Here is a 16,114-nt window from a genome sequence, read left to right as displayed (position 1 = left end):
GAGCAGAAAAAGAACGTCAACGGGCGGAATTGGAACGCCAACGGGCGGAAAAAGCGATCGCGCAATTAAAAGCTTTGGGTATTGAACCAGAAATCTAAGGTTTATTAGATTAATTTTAAGTCTCATAAGTCAGACTAATTTCTAGTTCTTGGATTTGTGAGGCTTCAATTTCCAAAAAATCGTTACTTTGCAGAATTTTATAGAGATTTACGTGTTTTTCTAATAAGCAAGCGTGACCACTATCAGGTAATATAACTTTTTTGGTATTGGGTAAAATATTCATTAATCGCTGAACTTCTGTTTCCGAAGGTAAAAGCCTGTCGCTTCCTCCAGCAATTAGTAAAACTTGTTGTTCTAGTAGTTGCAATTGTGCTTCTTCAACTTGAAACTCTCGCAGCAAAGATAAACGCCAATTAACTGTTTCTGGTGGTACAGAACGCATAGTTTTTAATAATTCATGGCGATCGCTACTAGACATTCTCGCTAAAGATGCCAAAAAAGGCAACAAACCCAATGCTCCCAGATCATAAAAAGATGATGGTACAAAGGAAGTGAGTTGAGATACTGAATTTAACCAAGGACGCAACTGAAAAGCCGAAGCGGGATTAATTAAAATAATGCGTTTAAATAACTGCGGTGACTCAATAGCCACTTTCATCGCCAAACAGCCCCCAAAGGACTCTCCACACAGGTAAACTGCTCTTTGGCAGCTTTTTTCTAATTCGGCGTGAATTAGGTCTAAAACGTTCTTAGTTAGCACTTCCCAGGTGGTCAGGTCTTTTCTGGGTATCGCTAAACAACGGACATCAAAACCAAGTTCTAACCCCGCAGTTTGCGATCGCAATAGTTGACCTGTTCCATCCATCCCTGGTAAATAGACAAACAATGGATATTCTAATCGTACCTGTTTAGGAGTTAAAAAACAAGGCTTATGTTCAACTTCTGGCATTTTCAGTATCTATTTTCAGGTTTTTAGCTTTCTTTAATATAGGACTATAAACTGCAAAAATCAGCTTTTCCACATAAACAAACCCTCAGTCTGAAATCCTGATTACAGAATTTAGTGAAGATTCAATGAATTATATAGAAATGAGTGGAGGCGCTTCAGCTACTCTTAGGTAAAGGGTAATTTTCCCCTCGTCTCTGACTAATAACAACCTTGACGTAGTAAACTAGCAATTTCGCTGTGACACTGTTGTGTAAGTTTATTGACGACGGTTTTAGCCTGTTTACCCTGATACTGTTTGTAATCTTGGGAAGTAATCCAATAGGGATGACCCACCAACACCGCTACCCGACGGTATATTACCACAGGATGCCAACCAGGTGTTTGAAACAAAGGTTCAGAAGGGTCAAATACACTCAATAATCTGGTGGGAAAAGCTGTAGTGTTAACCTCTTCCAAGGAGGCGATCGCTACTGGTAAAACTGCCAAATCTGATACATCAGCCCGCAATGCTAAATGAGCAAAACCCCTTTGAAATTCACCTAATTGATTAGGTTGGGTTAGTTTCACCATTGGTTGCGTTCCTTCGGGAAACACTCCTACCATCTGCTTAGATTGTAACAGTTTTTCTGACTGGATCAAAAAACTTTGCTGGCGATTTTGCACTTTCTCTAAAGGAAAACAACCCAATTGTTCAGTGACAATTTCTTTAATTAGGGGAACTTGTCCCATGTAATGATGACAAGCAAAACGAATGGGAGTTGATAAAGCCGTCATTAACAGAAGTGCATCCATAAAACTGCGGTGATTACTCACTACTAACACATTCGCATCGCCAGGAATCCGATCTTCATAATAGCGAAATATTTGTGTTGAAAAAGACGCAAGTAAGCAGCGAGAAATATCTAAAGGGCTATTTTGACTCATAGTTAAACATTATATCCTTTCAGAAAATATCGCAATTTATGTTGATTTAATTCTTTCTTTATTATACCGTCATTTTTTTTAGAGCCGAATCTAGTCATCATCAAGACAATCATCTTTTTACAACTTTGATCAGTTTGGTGTAAATAAACCAATCATTTTAAATTTCTCAAAAGCTTACGCCATCTTGACTTTGAATTTTGATTTTTGTATGGGCATATCCCAATACCTCCACCTTCTGTCCTGTCACAACCAATGGAGTAAACAGCTTTCACCATGATTACCACCGACTACTTTCCCTCATTTCCCAACAAATCAGCCGGAATTTATAGATATGACAAAAAAACTCTGAAGCCGAGAAATTTGCTAATATTAAAATATTGTTTGAAAAAACAGGAGTAATGTTCTATAATTGCGTGGTTTTACAGACTTAAGTTAGACATAAAACCGTTTAATAAGTTGTTTTTTATTGTGCATGAATCTAGTGGATAAAGCAGAAAAGACCTTTGTACTCACAACCCCTCTATACTATGTTAACGATATTCCCCATATTGGCAGTGCTTATACAACAATAGCTGCCGATGTAGTGGCCAGATTTCAGCGCCTCCAGGGAAACAAGGTACTATTAATCACCGGAACAGATGAACATGGACAAAAAATTGAGCGTTCAGCAGCCACATTAGGAAAAGCCCCACAGGAGTTTTGTGATCAAATAGTACCTAGTTTTATCAGCCTGTGGGAGGTGCTAAATATTCAATACGATCGCTTTAGCCGGACTACAGATCCCCGTCATCACGCCATAGTTCAAGAGTTCTTCAGTCGAGTTTGGGAAAATGGTGATATTTACCAAGGACAACAAAAAGGTTGGTATTGCGTCTCCTGTGAAGAATTTAAAGAAGAACGGGAACTCCTAGACGGTAAACGCTGCCCTATCCATACTACCAAAGAAGTAGAGTGGCGAGATGAGCAAAACTACTTTTTCCGTCTATCCAAATATCAAACCAAGCTGGAAGAATTTTACCAATCCCATCCAGATTTTATCCAGCCAGCAAGTAGACGCAATGAAGTCTTGAGTTTTGTCAGTCAGGGATTACAAGACTTTTCGATTTCCCGGGTAAATCTCGATTGGGGTTTTCCTGTACCTGTAGACTCCAAACATACCCTTTATGTCTGGTTTGACGCGCTGCTGGGTTATGTTACAGCCTTGTTAGAACCTGATGCAGAACCAAACTTAACTAATGCTTTAGAAAGATGGTGGCCAATTAATTTACACCTGATTGGTAAAGATATTCTGCGATTTCATGCAGTTTACTGGCCAGCCATGCTGATGTCAGCAGGGTTATCTTTACCAGAAAGAGTATTTGGCCACGGTTTTTTAACTAAAGATGGTCAAAAAATGGGTAAGACTCTGGGTAACACCCTTGATCCTGTGGGGTTAGTTAAACGTTATGGTAGTGACTCTGTTCGTTATTACTTCCTTAAGGAAATCGAATTTGGCAAGGATGGAGATTTTAATGAGATTAGGTTCATTAATGTTCTGAATGCAGATTTGGCAAATGATTTAGGTAATTTGTTAAATCGTACCTTGAACATGGTGAAAAAATACTGCGCTGGTAATGTGCCGTCAATCGTCCAGGAAGCTATTCCGGCTAATAATCCTTTAAAAGCGATTGGTCTAACTTTGGGGGAACGAGTTAAACAAGCTTATGAAGCATTAGCTTTTAATCAGTCTTGTGAAGCGGTTTTATCCTTGGTACAAGCCAGTAATAAGTTTATTGATGATCAAGCACCATGGTCATTATATAAACAAGGAAAACAGGAGGAAGTCGAAGCGGTACTCTATACGGTTTTAGAATCGGTCAGATTAGCAGCTTATCTTCTGTCTCCTATTATTCCTAATATCAGTGGCGATATTTATCAGCAACTGGGCTGGAAGATTGATTTTAATGATCAAAAAGAGAGTTTAATTGTTGCACCTTTTGCCACTCATGCAACATGGGGAATACTTTCTAATCAACAACAATTGGGTACACCCCAACCAATTTTTAAACGTATAGAAACCCCAAAAACCGATTAGCATTCTCAATTTTTGATTTACTCACAAAATTTATTCGGGGCTTAGTTTATTAGCCCCGGAAGCTTATCATAAATCGCTTTAAAAAGCCCATAAAAGTTAACTTTCTCTATCATAACAGGGATAAAACAGAGGTATGACAACAATGTTGAACAACTTGGAAAACGACTCGATTTTTTCACCAGAACAGGTTTTGGAAAATCGGGGTCGGGTAGCGATATTTATAGATGGCTCTAATCTATTTTATGCGGCACTGCAATTAGGGATCGAAATTGATTACACTAAGTTATTGTGTCGTTTAACTGGGGGATCAAGGTTGTTGCGTTCTTTCTTCTATACGGGAGTAGATCGTACCAATGAGAAACAGCAAGGGTTTTTGTTGTGGATGCGTCGTAATGGCTATCGAGTTATTGCTAAGGATTTGGTACAGTTACCAGATGGCTCTAAGAAGGCTAATTTGGATGTAGAAATAGCTGTAGACATGATGGCGCTAGTTGATTCCTATGATACCGCAGTTTTAGTTAGTGGTGATGGCGATTTAGCCTATGCTGTTAATTCTGTGAGTTATCGTGGTGTGCGGGTAGAGGTGGTAAGTTTGCGTTCTATGACCAGTGATAGTTTAATTAATGTGAGCGATCGCTATATTGATCTAGAAGCTATCAAAGAAGATATTCAAAAAACCCCCCGTCAAAGCTACCCATATCGACCTTTATCTGGTATGGGATTTTTGGAAGACCCCAGAAGCAGTGATGGACATTTAGGAATCCCCGAATAATAATGCTACATCAACAAGGCAGGACGAATGGAAGAGACAATTCAAAAGCTCAGAGGGGAAATCATAAATACTCCCCTCAGTTCTATTCATTTCGACAATTACAACTAAATTGGTATCACCTGCCGTTGACTTTATGTTTGCTTATGGGGCTATCATCCTGCGTTAATCCTTCTCCAACTCCACCAAATATTCAGGAATCAGCTAAACAAGACCTAGATAGTAAATTAACTTTTTTTGGTGTAGCTTTAGAACAATTTGATGAAACAGGCCGACCGATTTGGAAAGTTAAAGCTAAACAAGCAAAATATACTAAAGAAAAACAAATCGCCCAAGCAGAAAAGCCCAATGGTGAATTATATCAAGATGGTAAAGTTGTATATAACATTAAAGCAGATCAAGCGGATATAGAGCAAGATGGTAAGCAATTATTACTCAAGGGTAAAATTGTAGCCACCGATCCCCGTAATGGTATTGTATTACAAGGTAATGAATTGGAATGGCGACCCCAGGAAGATTTATTAATTGTTCGCAATCAGTTAAATGGTAATCACAAACAATTACAAGCGGTGGCTAAGGAAGCTAGAGTTAAAACCCGTGAACAGAGGGTAGAATTTTTTGGGGGGGTGGTAGCGAAGTCTGTTGATCCCCCATTGCAAATCCAGAGTGAGCATTTGACTTGGAAAATTAAAGAAGATAAACTAATTAGCGATCGCCCTATTCAAATCGACCGTTACAAAAATAATCAAATCACAGATAGAGGTCGGGGAAATGCAGCCCAAGTGAATTTAAAAACCAAAGTAGCAACTATTAAACCCAATGCTCAATTAGAGTTACTAGACCCACCAATGCAAATAGTTAGTAACTCGATGACTTGGAACATGAACACAGAAATAGTCACGACAAATTCCCCTGTGCGTATCCTCCACCGGACAGAAAATGTGAATGTAACTGGCAATCAAGCCGAAATGAAAATCCCCCAAAAAACCGTTTATTTAACAGGTAATGTTCAAGCCGTTGGTCAACGTCGCCAGACTTTAACATCAAATCAACTCACTTGGTATTTAGAAAAGAAATTACTAGAAGCCCAAGGAAATGTAGTTTACCGTCAAATTGAACCAAAATTAACTTTCACAGGGGAAACAGCCGTAGGCAACCTACAAACAGAAAACATTGTAGTCAAAGGTGGTAGTTCCAGTAATAGAGTATTAACGGAAATTATCCCCCAAGAAAAAGGGCAGTAAAATTTGATGTAAAAATCTATAACCTAAATTTGGAAAATTATATCTCAAAATATATGGTATGAAAAGTATTTTTTTTTGCTGCCAAATTACAAATTATTTTCGTTTATTTTTAGGAATTTTACTCAGTTTCTCGCTGTTATTTTTATCGGGTTGTGAGTCTAATTTACACAAAGATAGTAATGTAATTCATCTTACATTATGGCAATCAATTAATCCTCCAACAAACCGTGATGTTTTTCAAAGACTGGTTAAAAAATTTAATCAGAAATATAGTGATATTCAAGTAGATTCTGTTTATGCAGAAGGACTACCGAAAATATTAACGGCTGTTGTTGGTAATTCACCACCAGATATTTTGTCTTTTTACCCTCAACTTACAGGTCAGTTTGTAGAATTGGGAGCAATTGTCCCTTTAGAGCAATGGTTTGATCAATTAGCAGTAAAATCGGAAGTTATTCCCAATGCAATGGAGGAATTAAAATTAGATGGTCACTTGTGGTCAATTCCTCTTTATACAAGTAATATAGCTATTTTTTATCGTCCTAAACTATTTGAGGCTGGGGGAATCAAAGAATTACCTAAAAGTTGGGAAGAACTACGTCAAGTTGCTAAAAAATTGACTATTGATAAAAATGGGGACGGGCGACTAGACCAACATGGGATATTATTACCTTTAGGAAAGAAAGAATGGACTGTTTTTAGTTGGTTTCCGTTTTTATTAAGTGCTGGTGGGGAGATAGTAACTAATGGCTATCCAAATTTAACCAATCCTGGAGCTATTACTGCTTTAAAATTTTGGGAATCTCTAATTAAAGATGGTTCAGCAATTCTTTCTGCACCTGAACGGGGTTATGAGGAAGATGATTTTGTTGCCGGTCGTGTGGCTATGCAAATAACCGGACCCTGGACTTATATTACTAGGTCTAAGGTCGATTATAATCTTTTTTCCATACCAACTAAACTTAAAAAAGCGACGGTGATTGGTGGTGGAAATCTCTATGTGATGAAGACTAATCCCGCAAGAGAAAAGGCAGCACTGAGGTTTTTAGAGTTTGTGATGAGTGAAGAATTTCAAACAGAATGGTCTGTAGGTACGGGTTTTTTACCAGTTAATATTAATTCTGCCAAAAGTCCAACTTATCAAGAATACCTCCGTTCTAAACCTTGGTTAAAGGTGTTTATAGAGCAGATGTCTGTGGCACGTCCTCGACCAGTTATTGCTGGATACAATCGTTTATCTAATAGTCTTGATCGAGCAATTGAGTCTACATTAATGGGTAAATCTTCGGCTGAACTAGCACTCAAAGAAGCTCAAGAGCGTTTAGAGTTGATTTGGAATACCGAAAGTAGAAAAACCCCACCTGTATCAAAAGCCAAGCTCTGAAAGTAATCTGGGGTATAAGAAATGATATCGTTAGTCATTTGTTTGGGTTTAAGTTATATATTGATACAATACACTCATTAAATTACTGAAAATATTATATCTTGGGCGCGTTGGTATATATTAAAGTGTTAAAATTGAAATATTGTTAAAAATTTCCATCCCATTTGTCGGAGTTTAAATAGCCGGAAGTGTGATGCTGATTTCCTACTTTGGTTTTAACAGACTAATTATTTAGATACATCTACTGTAATGGTTAACTCTGCAACTTCTCCCCTGGACAACCGTAGGCCTTCTAAAGTGGAAGGACTAAAAGAAAATAGTAATTTTTTACGTGAACCTGTAGCGACAGAAATATTACAAGATACCACACACTTCAGTGAAGATGCGGTACAAATCCTCAAATTTCATGGTTCGTATCAACAGGATAATCGTGACAATCGGGTGAAAGGACAAGAAAAAGATTACCAAATGATGTTGCGGACTAAAAATCCGGGCGGATTTGTGCCACCAGAGCTATATTTGGCGTTAGATAAGCTGGCGGATGAATATGGTAATCAGACATTGAGAACCACGACTAGACAGGGTTTTCAGTTGCATGGTATTCTAAAGAAGAATCTGAAGAGTGCGATCGCGATCATTGTCCAAAATCTAGGCTCAACTTTGGGTGCTTGTGGGGATTTAAACCGCAACGTCATGGCTCCCCCCGCCCCCTTTAAAAATCGTCCAGAATATCAGTATGCTTGGGAATATGCCCAAAATATCGCTGATTTACTCTCTCCCCAAACCGGTGCTTATTACGAAATTTGGTTAGATGGGGAAAAGGCCATTAGCGCCGAAGAAGACCCAGAGGTGAAAGCAGCACGACAAAGCAACGGCAACGGTACTGTTATCCATGATAGTGAAGAACCAATTTATGGGACTCACTATATGCCCCGTAAATTTAAAGTTTCTGTGACAGTTCCCGGTGATAATTCCATTGATTTGTATTCCCAAGACCTAACTTTGGTCGTAATCACCAATAAAAAGGGAGAATTGGCAGGATTTGACGTTTTTGCCGGTGGTGGTTTAGGCAGAACACACAATAAAGAAGAAACCTTTGCCAGAATTGCCGATCCTATCTGTTATGTAGCCAAAGCCGATGTTTATAATCTAGTGAAAGCCATTGTTGCCACTCAGAGAGATTATGGCGATCGCACTGACCGACGACACGCTAGACTAAAATATCTGATCAATGATTGGGGTGTCGATAAATTCCGCACCCAAGTAGAAGAATACTTTGGTAAAACCCTCGAACCCTTTAAAACCTTACCCAAATTCAAATATCAAGACTTTTTGGGATGGAATGAACAAGGTGACGGTAAACTATTTTTAGGCATTTCCATTGAAAACGGTCGCGTTAAAGATGAAGGTACGTTCCAGTTAAAAACAGCCCTCCGCACAATTGTAGAGCAGTTTAACCTACCTATCCGTCTGACACCCAACCACAACCTAATTTTTTACGACATCCCACCAGAAGACAAAGCAGCCATAGAAGAGATTTTAGACAAATGCGGTGTTATCGCTGATCCTAGTCAAATTGCCCCTTTAACACGGTATGCAATGGCTTGTCCGGCTTTACCTACCTGCGGGTTAGCAATCACAGAATCAGAACGGATCATCCCCAGCATTTTGGAAAGGATTCGTAAACTTTTAGATAGTTTCGGTTTACAAAAAGATCATTTTGTGGTAAGGATGACAGGCTGCCCCAATGGTTGCGCTCGTCCCTACATGGCAGAATTGGGTTTTGTGGGTAGCGCACCGGAATCTTATCAAGTTTGGTTAGGGGGTTCACCAGATCAAACCCGTTTGGCTCAACCTTTCACCGACAAACTGCACGAAAATGACATAGAAAGTTTCCTAGAACCGATTTTTGTTTATTTTAAAAAGTCGCGGAAAGGGAAAGAGAGTTTTGGCGATTTTTGTAACCGAGTTGGTTTTGAATCTATTCGGGAATTTATCACCAATTACACACCAGGAGAACCTACCAGTAGTGGTAAATCGCGTCACCGGGTAAGTTTGCGAGATGATGTTTATTTACATCTCAAAGAAACAGCCGAAAAGCAAGAACGTCCAATGACAGATTTGGTACATGAGGCTTTAGATAAGTATTTCCAAACTTTGTAGAAAGACATTTTAACGCAAAGTAGGGTGGGCAATGCCCACCTTATATTTAAATACCACTACCATTATTTTTACGAGATTATTTTCCTATCTGAATTACACAAAAGAAATGGAATATTTACTAACTCTGAAATTCAGACTTTTGAAAAAACTCAAGTTATGACCTTGTAGAGTATATACTCCTTTACTCTCACGCTAAAGTGTCTAATTCAAGATTTTATCTTAACATATTCCCTAAAAACTGGAGATAAATTAAACAATTTTTTATCACCTTCTACTGACGTAACTAAATAACGCTTTTTTAAAGAATGTAAGCCATTAATTAATTCCATAGAAGACAAATAAGACAACTTTTCTTTTAAGTCTTCTCTAGTCAAAAGTTGATTAGATTCACTTATTTTTAAAACAATCTGTTTTTCTATTGTTGATAGTCTGTTAAACAATTCACTTAATTGATATTTTATATTCTCTGTCAACAGAAACTCTTCACTTAAGAAATCTGCTACTTCATTTTGAAAAATATTTTTAATCAAATTGGCAATATCCTTTAAATAAGCAGGGTTGCCTGCATATAAATCAATCAGCTTTGACCACGTTTCTTCGTTTTTTAATCCCAGGTTTCTCAGAATTTCAGTATTATTTAACCCTTCTAATTCCAAGCATTTAACAGAATATAATTTTTCATCTAAACATAGCATTTCCTGGCATTGTTCTTGACTGATTAATATTAAACTACTTTGATGTTCAATTTCTATCATCTTGGTAAAAAACGTTTTGTAGTCTTTGTATTCAGGTTTATATTGTCCAGCGACTTGTCCAGAAATAAATATTTCTTGGATATCGTCAAGGATAATTAAATATCTTTTTTGGGTTAGACTTCTCAAAAGTTGAGTTAATTTATTATTTTCGGTATGCTCAAAATTAGTGAATGTTAAAATTTCTTTGAGTATCATATCTAAGGAATCAGAGAGTTTAATATTTTTCCAAATAAATACATCGAATTGTTGTAAATTTAGATCGATAAACTTTTTAACTAACGTAGTTTTGCCAATTCCTGGTAATCCTAAAATTGAGATAAGATGCGTATTTTGATTAATTAACCAATCGGATAGGGTTTGTAGTTCGGTTTCTCTTCCATAGAATTGCGTAATTTTTGGAGATAAAGCTAAATCATGAGATGGTGATTGGTTATTTATTATTTCTTCATTAACTTGGTTGATATGATGATTGGGATAAACGTGACACCAGTTAATTTCAGTATTTGTTAAACTAACAAACTGAGGAGAATTAACGACTCTTTCTAAAGTCCAACAAAAATTAGATTTATTAATATCTTCACCTAACTGTTCCGATATTATTTTAAATAACTTACGACTTATATCTCCAATATAATTTGGACTATTATATCCACATTCGTCTGCTATTTGATTGTAAGTTTGACCTTGCCAAATTCCTTTAAGAACAGCTTTCTCTAAATCATCTAAATGATCTCCTGTCTGTTTCTGAACTACTTCATCTACAAATTGTAACATTTTGGTAATATTCATGTATCGTAGGTTACATAAAAGTTATTGCAACAATTATAACTTAATTTCAGACCTGAAAATCATACATTTTCAGTGTTTTTTGGGTTATTAAGTTTATATTTTGTTATATAAATGTTAGAAAAACAAACTTTTTTGGTATAGAAAGTTTCAAACAGTAAGATGTATCATAACTATAAAGACAGATAAATATTCACTAAATATAACAGGTACAAATTTATTATGGCTGATAATCAGGGTGTGACCTACGCAGTGGACTTAGTAATGTGTATTGATGGTACAGGTTCAATGGGTCATTTAATAGAAGAAGTGAAAACAGCCGCTCTAAAATTTTATGAGCAACTAGAAGCTAAGATGCAAGAAAAAAGTAAGAAAATTGACCAGTTAAGAGCTAGAGTTATTGTATTCCGAGATTATTGGGCAGATCCCGTTGATCAAGTAATGCAATGTTCTGAATTTTTTGACTTGCGATCGCAATCTTCTAATTTTGCTAACTTTGTCTCCAAAATTGAAGCTGATGGTGGAGGTGACGAACCAGAAAACGGTTTAGAAGCACTAGGATTAGCACTTAAATCGGACTGGGGAAAAGGAGATTTTATCAAGCAAAGATATGTAATAATTATGTACACTGATGCCAGCGCTCATAGTCTGGAAAAAAGCTCCAAACCCGCTCATTATCCAAGTAATATACCAAAAACTTTTGATGACTTAACAGACTACTGGCACGAAATACCAACAGCAGCCAAACGATTATTGCTTTTTGCCCCTGATGCTGAACCCTGGAATATTATGAGTAGCTGGGAAAATACCATTCATTATGCTTCAGAAGCAGGAAATGGATTAGAAGAAATTGATATGGGTCAAATTTTAGATGCGATCGCTAATAGCGTATAAATTAATGAGCTAATGGGCGATCGCAATGCTATAAATTAAAGTTTAAACTTTAACATATTAACTTTAATTTTTGATCTAACATTAGCTCTATATATCCAACTACATCTGTCAAGAATTAAGTTATGGTTATGAGCAAATTTAATTTAATTATCAGTATAGAAGTTGCTGAAAATAAAGGCGAAGATGCTAATCTAGCTGAAGATTTTGGACAAACTTTTTTGATGGGTGTATTTGATGGATTAGGAGGTCGCTCGGCTGGTTATGACGGTAAGACCGGAGGGAAAATTGCTTCCACAGAAGCTTCTCAAATAACCAAGAAATTCTTCAAGCAAAGGTACGGTCAAATAACACCAGAAAATGTCATTGAACTGCAAAAAGAAATTTGTCAGTCATTAAAAAACTTAGTTGATAAAAATATGTCGAGAACTTCATCTCGACTTAAAGGCTCTTTAATAGAACATAAACTTTGTACAACTATAGCTTTAGTTAGTATTCTCAAGCAACAAGGACAAGAGAAAATTGTCGAAGCTAATTTAGCTTGGATGGGAGATTCACGAATTTATTTTCTTAGTCCAAGTAAAGGCTTACAACAACTAACTAAAGATGATTTAGTAACTTCTAAAAACGCTTTAGAAATGCTGAGACAAGATCCTCCCATGTCTCAATATTTAACTGCTGATATTGATCCAAAATGGCAAATCCATTTTCAGCACTATAAAATTCAAGAAACCGGGTGTTTTTTAGCTTGTACAGATGGTTGTTTTCAATATTTTCATGCTCCTTGGGAATTTGAAAAATTATTATTAGAAACTCTCTCAAAGTCACAAGGAGACAAAGTAGATTCCATTGACTGGAAAGAACTAATTAACCAAACATATACTGACATTAAACAGGATGATATTTCTCTAATTATCTATCCAGTTGGCTTTGCCAATCCAAAACACTTGAGAAATACTTATCAAGAACGTTTGAAGTTCCTTGAACACAATTTTATTTCTCCTAATAATAACTATGATGAGTTACAAAATATGTGGGAAAAGTATCGAATAAATTATGAAAGCTATTTTCCATTAATTCAAAATACTCAGTCTAGTTTACAACCAATTCACAATAGGCCAATAATCACCCATCCTTCATTAACTCCAGATCATACTTCCATAACATTGACACCAGCAAGTACATTTCAATCACTTAATCTATTATTTACAGATAAAGCAGCCAATAGAGCGGAGGAAATCAGAAAATTGTTAGATGAGGCTAACTCTTGTTATCGAAAATTTCAATTCAAAGAAGCTGAAGATTTATACAATAAGGTGTTAGAAATAGATCGTCATCAAAGTGATCCTAAATATATGTTAGGTTTAATTTATAATCAAGAAGCTTTGCATGAAACTAAATATTCAGAAAAAATAAAGTTATTAGACAAAGCATCTTCATTATTAGTAGAAGGCATAGAAGGCATAGTAGGTGAGGAAGACAAATTAATAGAAACTTATAAAATCCTTGGTTTTATTTACTATCAATTAAGTAAATGGGATAGATCAGTTGAATATTATGTAAAATGTTTTAAACATAATAAAACCCCTGAAAAATTTGAAAATTGGGAAGAAGACTTAGATGCATTTGTTAAATCCTTAAATTTATCTAGTATGAATGCGAGTAGTAGATACGAAGCCTCGAATATCATTATTCAATTTTGTCATCATTTAATTAATACCTCATCATATGAAAAAAATGCTAGCTTTTATTATTTTATAGCAGTTTTACAAGAGACACGACAGGAGTTAGACTCAGCATGGAGGAATATTAACAAAGCAATAGAGATATGTAATCGCTCATCAGGAATTAAATATGAAAATGTACAAAAAACACGACAAAAATATCAAGAAATTCAAAACAAACTAAGCCACAGGAGATATTAATAAGCTATGTCTTATCAAAAAGGTGATGTTATTGCAGAAAAATATATAGTAACCCGTGATTTTGATAGTGCTAACGGTGGTCAATGTCAATGGGGTTTTGCTGTTTACAATGGTAAAGAGTATTTTGTAAAAAAATTTCTCAGTCCAGTTTTTCCTGGTAAAAACGCACCAGGTAGCGAAAAAGGAAAACAAAAACGGCGAGATCAATGTGAACAATTTGCTATCAAACAATTAGCAATTCAACAAGCACTATCCGCTTGTGGTACAGGTGGCTCAGTAGTAGTCATGGTGGACTTTTTTAAATATGGTGATGAATATGGTGAACATTATTTCAAAGTCTGCGAAAAAATTGATACTAGCTCTTTATCAAAAGAAATACATACATTAGAACCAAAAAAGCGTTTATTTGTAATGCTAACAGCAGCGGGAGCGCTAAAAATTTTACATTCAAATGGTGTTATTCATCTGGACTTAAAACCAGATAATATACTGATTAAAGAATGGGAAGGAAAGCAAGTAGCCAAAATTATTGATTTTGATAGTAGCATTCTTGAAGGAGAAGTAATTTCCGCAGAATTTTTGGTAGGTGATCCTGTTTATTATTCTCCAGAATTTGCTAAACATATTGCTACAGCAGGAGAAACGCCAGCACCAACTAAAAAATCTGATATTTTTTCTTTAGGGCTAATTTTGTGTCAGTATTGGACAGGTAATCGTCCATTTGTATTAGGAGATTATACTTATGCTCACGAAGCAATTCTTAATGGAAAAAAACTTGAAATACCATCTATCAAAACTAAATCTAAATTGAGTGGAAGTCTCATTGATAAAAACCCATTAGATGTAGAAATACGCAAGTTAATAGGATCAATGCTTAAATTTAATCATGAAGAAAGACCTGACATTAACGAAGTTCAAAAACAGCTTAAAGAACTTTATAACAAGGGTTTTTTAGCAGACACTAAAGAAAATAAAAATAAGCTAGTCATGAATATAATGAATAAGTTATAAAAATTTAAATCTTATGAAAAAAACATATCAATGTGAAATTTGTGGTCATCAAATAGTTTCATTAATGAAGCCTTCTGAGTGTGATGTCTGCATGGGAAGAAGATGGATGATACTATCTGCAAGTAAACCTATTAATTCAGGAAATGAGTCAATGGCTATTGAAAAAGATTTACTTTCTTCATTTAAATTTCGATCAACAATTGAAAGTTACTGTCGAACTCTTGATTGGAATATTTCTAGTATTAATGACACAAGAGCTATAATGAGATTTGATATGGATTCTGGTAACACACAAACTGTATTTATCATAAAATATGATTCAACTCTTGAATTTTCTTGTCCAAGTGGTTTAAAATTTGATTCTACAGGTGATATTCCCGGCGGCTTATCTACATTGCTTCTAATGAATAATAAAAAGTATAAATTAAGCTTTTGGTGTATAGAAGAAATAGGAGATAAACAAGTCTTTTCAATTATGCATAATACAGAAATGAGTTTAATTAATGTTGATCATTTCGCCAAAATAGTCATTCATTTAGTACAAGAGTGTGAAAAATTTGAACAAATAATACAAGAAATAATTAATAATTAATATTCTTTACGGTAGGATAATGTTATTATTTGCTACTTAGAGCTTGCTCAATAAGTACCCAAAGCGAACATATACCCTACAAGGGGTTAAAATTCAGCTAAAATGATTAAACAGCACAAAGCAGGTGTAATGATCATGCAGGCTATTTTTTGGACTGTAGAAGAAGTTGCCCAAAAAGCTAAACAATTTTACGAAAATGGCATTCGTCAACAAGTGGAGTGTGATGATAACATTGGTAAAATGATTGTAATTGATGCGGAAACAGGCGAATACGGAATTGATAAAACTGGGGTAGAAACAGCATTAAAGTTAAAGCAAAAAAAACCAAATGCCAGATTATTTACGATGCGGATTGGTTATGATGTTGCTGTCAGCTTTGGGGAACTATTGAGCGTACTATCAAATGATTTACGGGAGGTTGATTGAAGGCAAAGCGATTGATTCAAGATCCGCTAAACAGAACGATCAGGATTAAGATATGACTAAACAAATATTTCCATCTATTGAATCTCACCTTTATGAAGAAGATTATTATTTATGGATAGAAACAACGCACAAACAATTACAAAATAAAGATATTGAAAATTTAGATTGGCAACATTTAACAGAAGAGATAAAAGCTTTAGGAATTGAACAAAGACGAAAAG

Annotated in this window: 14 protein-coding genes; 11 read left to right on the top strand and 3 right to left on the bottom strand. The window is 35.7% G+C overall.

Features of this window, described 5'->3' with window-relative positions; translation table 11 throughout:
* Positions 1 to 115: 115 nt before the first annotated feature.
* The gene (locus VB711_RS25260) at positions 116 to 949 is read right to left on the bottom strand and encodes an alpha/beta hydrolase (protein ID WP_323289188.1); all 834 of its coding nucleotides are present in this window, start codon (positions 947 to 949) and stop codon (positions 116 to 118) included.
* A gap of 198 nt (positions 950 to 1,147) precedes the next feature.
* Complete coding sequence (locus tag VB711_RS25255) at positions 1,148 to 1,873, bottom strand: lysophospholipid acyltransferase family protein (RefSeq protein ID WP_323289187.1); 726 nt, start codon at positions 1,871 to 1,873, stop codon at positions 1,148 to 1,150.
* 472 nt (positions 1,874 to 2,345) lie between these two features.
* Here VB711_RS25255 and metG point away from each other — a divergent pair, with 472 nt between their 5' ends.
* The 5 genes from metG (at position 2,346) to sir (ending at position 9,507) form a co-directional block, all read left to right on the top strand.
* Entirely contained in the window at positions 2,346 to 3,947 is a 1,602-nt protein-coding gene (gene metG / locus VB711_RS25250; protein ID WP_323289186.1) for a methionine--tRNA ligase, read from the top strand.
* Positions 3,948 to 4,089: 142 nt separating this feature from the next.
* Entirely contained in the window at positions 4,090 to 4,719 is a 630-nt protein-coding gene (locus VB711_RS25245) for an NYN domain-containing protein (protein WP_323289185.1), read from the top strand.
* Positions 4,720 to 4,721: 2 nt separating this feature from the next.
* On the top strand, positions 4,722 to 5,960 hold the full coding sequence (gene lptC, locus VB711_RS25240; protein ID WP_323289184.1) for an LPS export ABC transporter periplasmic protein LptC: 1,239 nt from the start codon (positions 4,722 to 4,724) through the stop codon (positions 5,958 to 5,960).
* Positions 5,961 to 6,018: 58 nt separating this feature from the next.
* The gene (locus VB711_RS25235; RefSeq protein WP_323289183.1) at positions 6,019 to 7,344 is read left to right on the top strand and encodes an ABC transporter substrate-binding protein; all 1,326 of its coding nucleotides are present in this window, start codon (positions 6,019 to 6,021) and stop codon (positions 7,342 to 7,344) included.
* A gap of 249 nt (positions 7,345 to 7,593) precedes the next feature.
* Positions 7,594 to 9,507, top strand: a complete 1,914-nt coding sequence (sir, locus tag VB711_RS25230; protein ID WP_323289182.1) for a sulfite reductase, ferredoxin dependent — start codon at positions 7,594 to 7,596, stop codon at positions 9,505 to 9,507.
* 206 nt (positions 9,508 to 9,713) lie between these two features.
* Here sir and VB711_RS25225 read toward each other — a convergent pair whose 3' ends face one another.
* Positions 9,714 to 11,036, bottom strand: a complete 1,323-nt coding sequence (locus VB711_RS25225) for an NB-ARC domain-containing protein (protein WP_323289181.1) — start codon at positions 11,034 to 11,036, stop codon at positions 9,714 to 9,716.
* Positions 11,037 to 11,270: 234 nt separating this feature from the next.
* Between VB711_RS25225 and VB711_RS25220 the strand changes: the two genes are divergently transcribed.
* The 6 genes from VB711_RS25220 to VB711_RS26600 form a co-directional block, all read left to right on the top strand.
* Positions 11,271 to 11,942 (top strand): VWA domain-containing protein, encoded by a 672-nt coding sequence (locus VB711_RS25220; RefSeq protein WP_323289180.1) that lies wholly within the window; start codon positions 11,271 to 11,273, stop codon positions 11,940 to 11,942.
* Between the two features lie 128 nt (positions 11,943 to 12,070).
* Positions 12,071 to 13,864 carry a protein phosphatase 2C domain-containing protein gene (locus tag VB711_RS25215; RefSeq protein WP_323289179.1) on the top strand — a complete coding sequence of 598 codons (1,794 nt, stop codon included), beginning with the start codon at positions 12,071 to 12,073 and terminating at the stop codon, positions 13,862 to 13,864.
* Positions 13,865 to 13,870: 6 nt separating this feature from the next.
* On the top strand, positions 13,871 to 14,875 hold the full coding sequence (locus VB711_RS25210; protein WP_323289178.1) for a serine/threonine protein kinase: 1,005 nt from the start codon (positions 13,871 to 13,873) through the stop codon (positions 14,873 to 14,875).
* Positions 14,876 to 14,888: 13 nt separating this feature from the next.
* Positions 14,889 to 15,467: a hypothetical protein gene (locus VB711_RS25205; RefSeq protein ID WP_323289177.1), complete on the top strand. Its 579-nt coding sequence runs from the start codon at positions 14,889 to 14,891 to the stop codon at positions 15,465 to 15,467.
* A 135-nt stretch (positions 15,468 to 15,602) separates the two neighbouring features.
* Complete coding sequence (locus tag VB711_RS25200) at positions 15,603 to 15,893, top strand: hypothetical protein (protein WP_323289176.1); 291 nt, start codon at positions 15,603 to 15,605, stop codon at positions 15,891 to 15,893.
* Positions 15,894 to 15,945: 52 nt separating this feature from the next.
* On the top strand, positions 15,946 to 16,114 hold a 169-nt coding region (locus VB711_RS26600), incomplete at its 3' end, for a DUF29 family protein (RefSeq protein ID WP_416233622.1).

Origin of the sequence: Cronbergia sp. UHCC 0137, from assembly GCF_034932285.1 — a bacterium.
GTDB lineage: Bacteria > Cyanobacteriota > Cyanobacteriia > Cyanobacteriales > Nostocaceae > Cronbergia.
This window is presented reverse-complemented; position numbering and strand designations above follow the sequence as displayed.

Coding starts and splice junctions, on each gene's coding strand:
- VB711_RS25260 (WP_323289188.1), bottom strand. CDS start 949: ATGCCAGAAGTTGAACATAAGCCTTGTTTTTTAACTCCTAAACAGGTA.
- VB711_RS25255 (WP_323289187.1), bottom strand. CDS start 1,873: ATGAGTCAAAATAGCCCTTTAGATATTTCTCGCTGCTTACTTGCGTCT.
- metG (WP_323289186.1), top strand. CDS start 2,346: ATGAATCTAGTGGATAAAGCAGAAAAGACCTTTGTACTCACAACCCCT.
- VB711_RS25245 (WP_323289185.1), top strand. CDS start 4,090: ATGTTGAACAACTTGGAAAACGACTCGATTTTTTCACCAGAACAGGTT.
- lptC (WP_323289184.1), top strand. CDS start 4,722: ATGCTACATCAACAAGGCAGGACGAATGGAAGAGACAATTCAAAAGCT.
- VB711_RS25235 (WP_323289183.1), top strand. CDS start 6,019: ATGAAAAGTATTTTTTTTTGCTGCCAAATTACAAATTATTTTCGTTTA.
- sir (WP_323289182.1), top strand. CDS start 7,594: ATGGTTAACTCTGCAACTTCTCCCCTGGACAACCGTAGGCCTTCTAAA.
- VB711_RS25225 (WP_323289181.1), bottom strand. CDS start 11,036: ATGTTACAATTTGTAGATGAAGTAGTTCAGAAACAGACAGGAGATCAT.
- VB711_RS25220 (WP_323289180.1), top strand. CDS start 11,271: ATGGCTGATAATCAGGGTGTGACCTACGCAGTGGACTTAGTAATGTGT.
- VB711_RS25215 (WP_323289179.1), top strand. CDS start 12,071: ATGAGCAAATTTAATTTAATTATCAGTATAGAAGTTGCTGAAAATAAA.
- VB711_RS25210 (WP_323289178.1), top strand. CDS start 13,871: ATGTCTTATCAAAAAGGTGATGTTATTGCAGAAAAATATATAGTAACC.
- VB711_RS25205 (WP_323289177.1), top strand. CDS start 14,889: ATGAAAAAAACATATCAATGTGAAATTTGTGGTCATCAAATAGTTTCA.
- VB711_RS25200 (WP_323289176.1), top strand. CDS start 15,603: ATGCAGGCTATTTTTTGGACTGTAGAAGAAGTTGCCCAAAAAGCTAAA.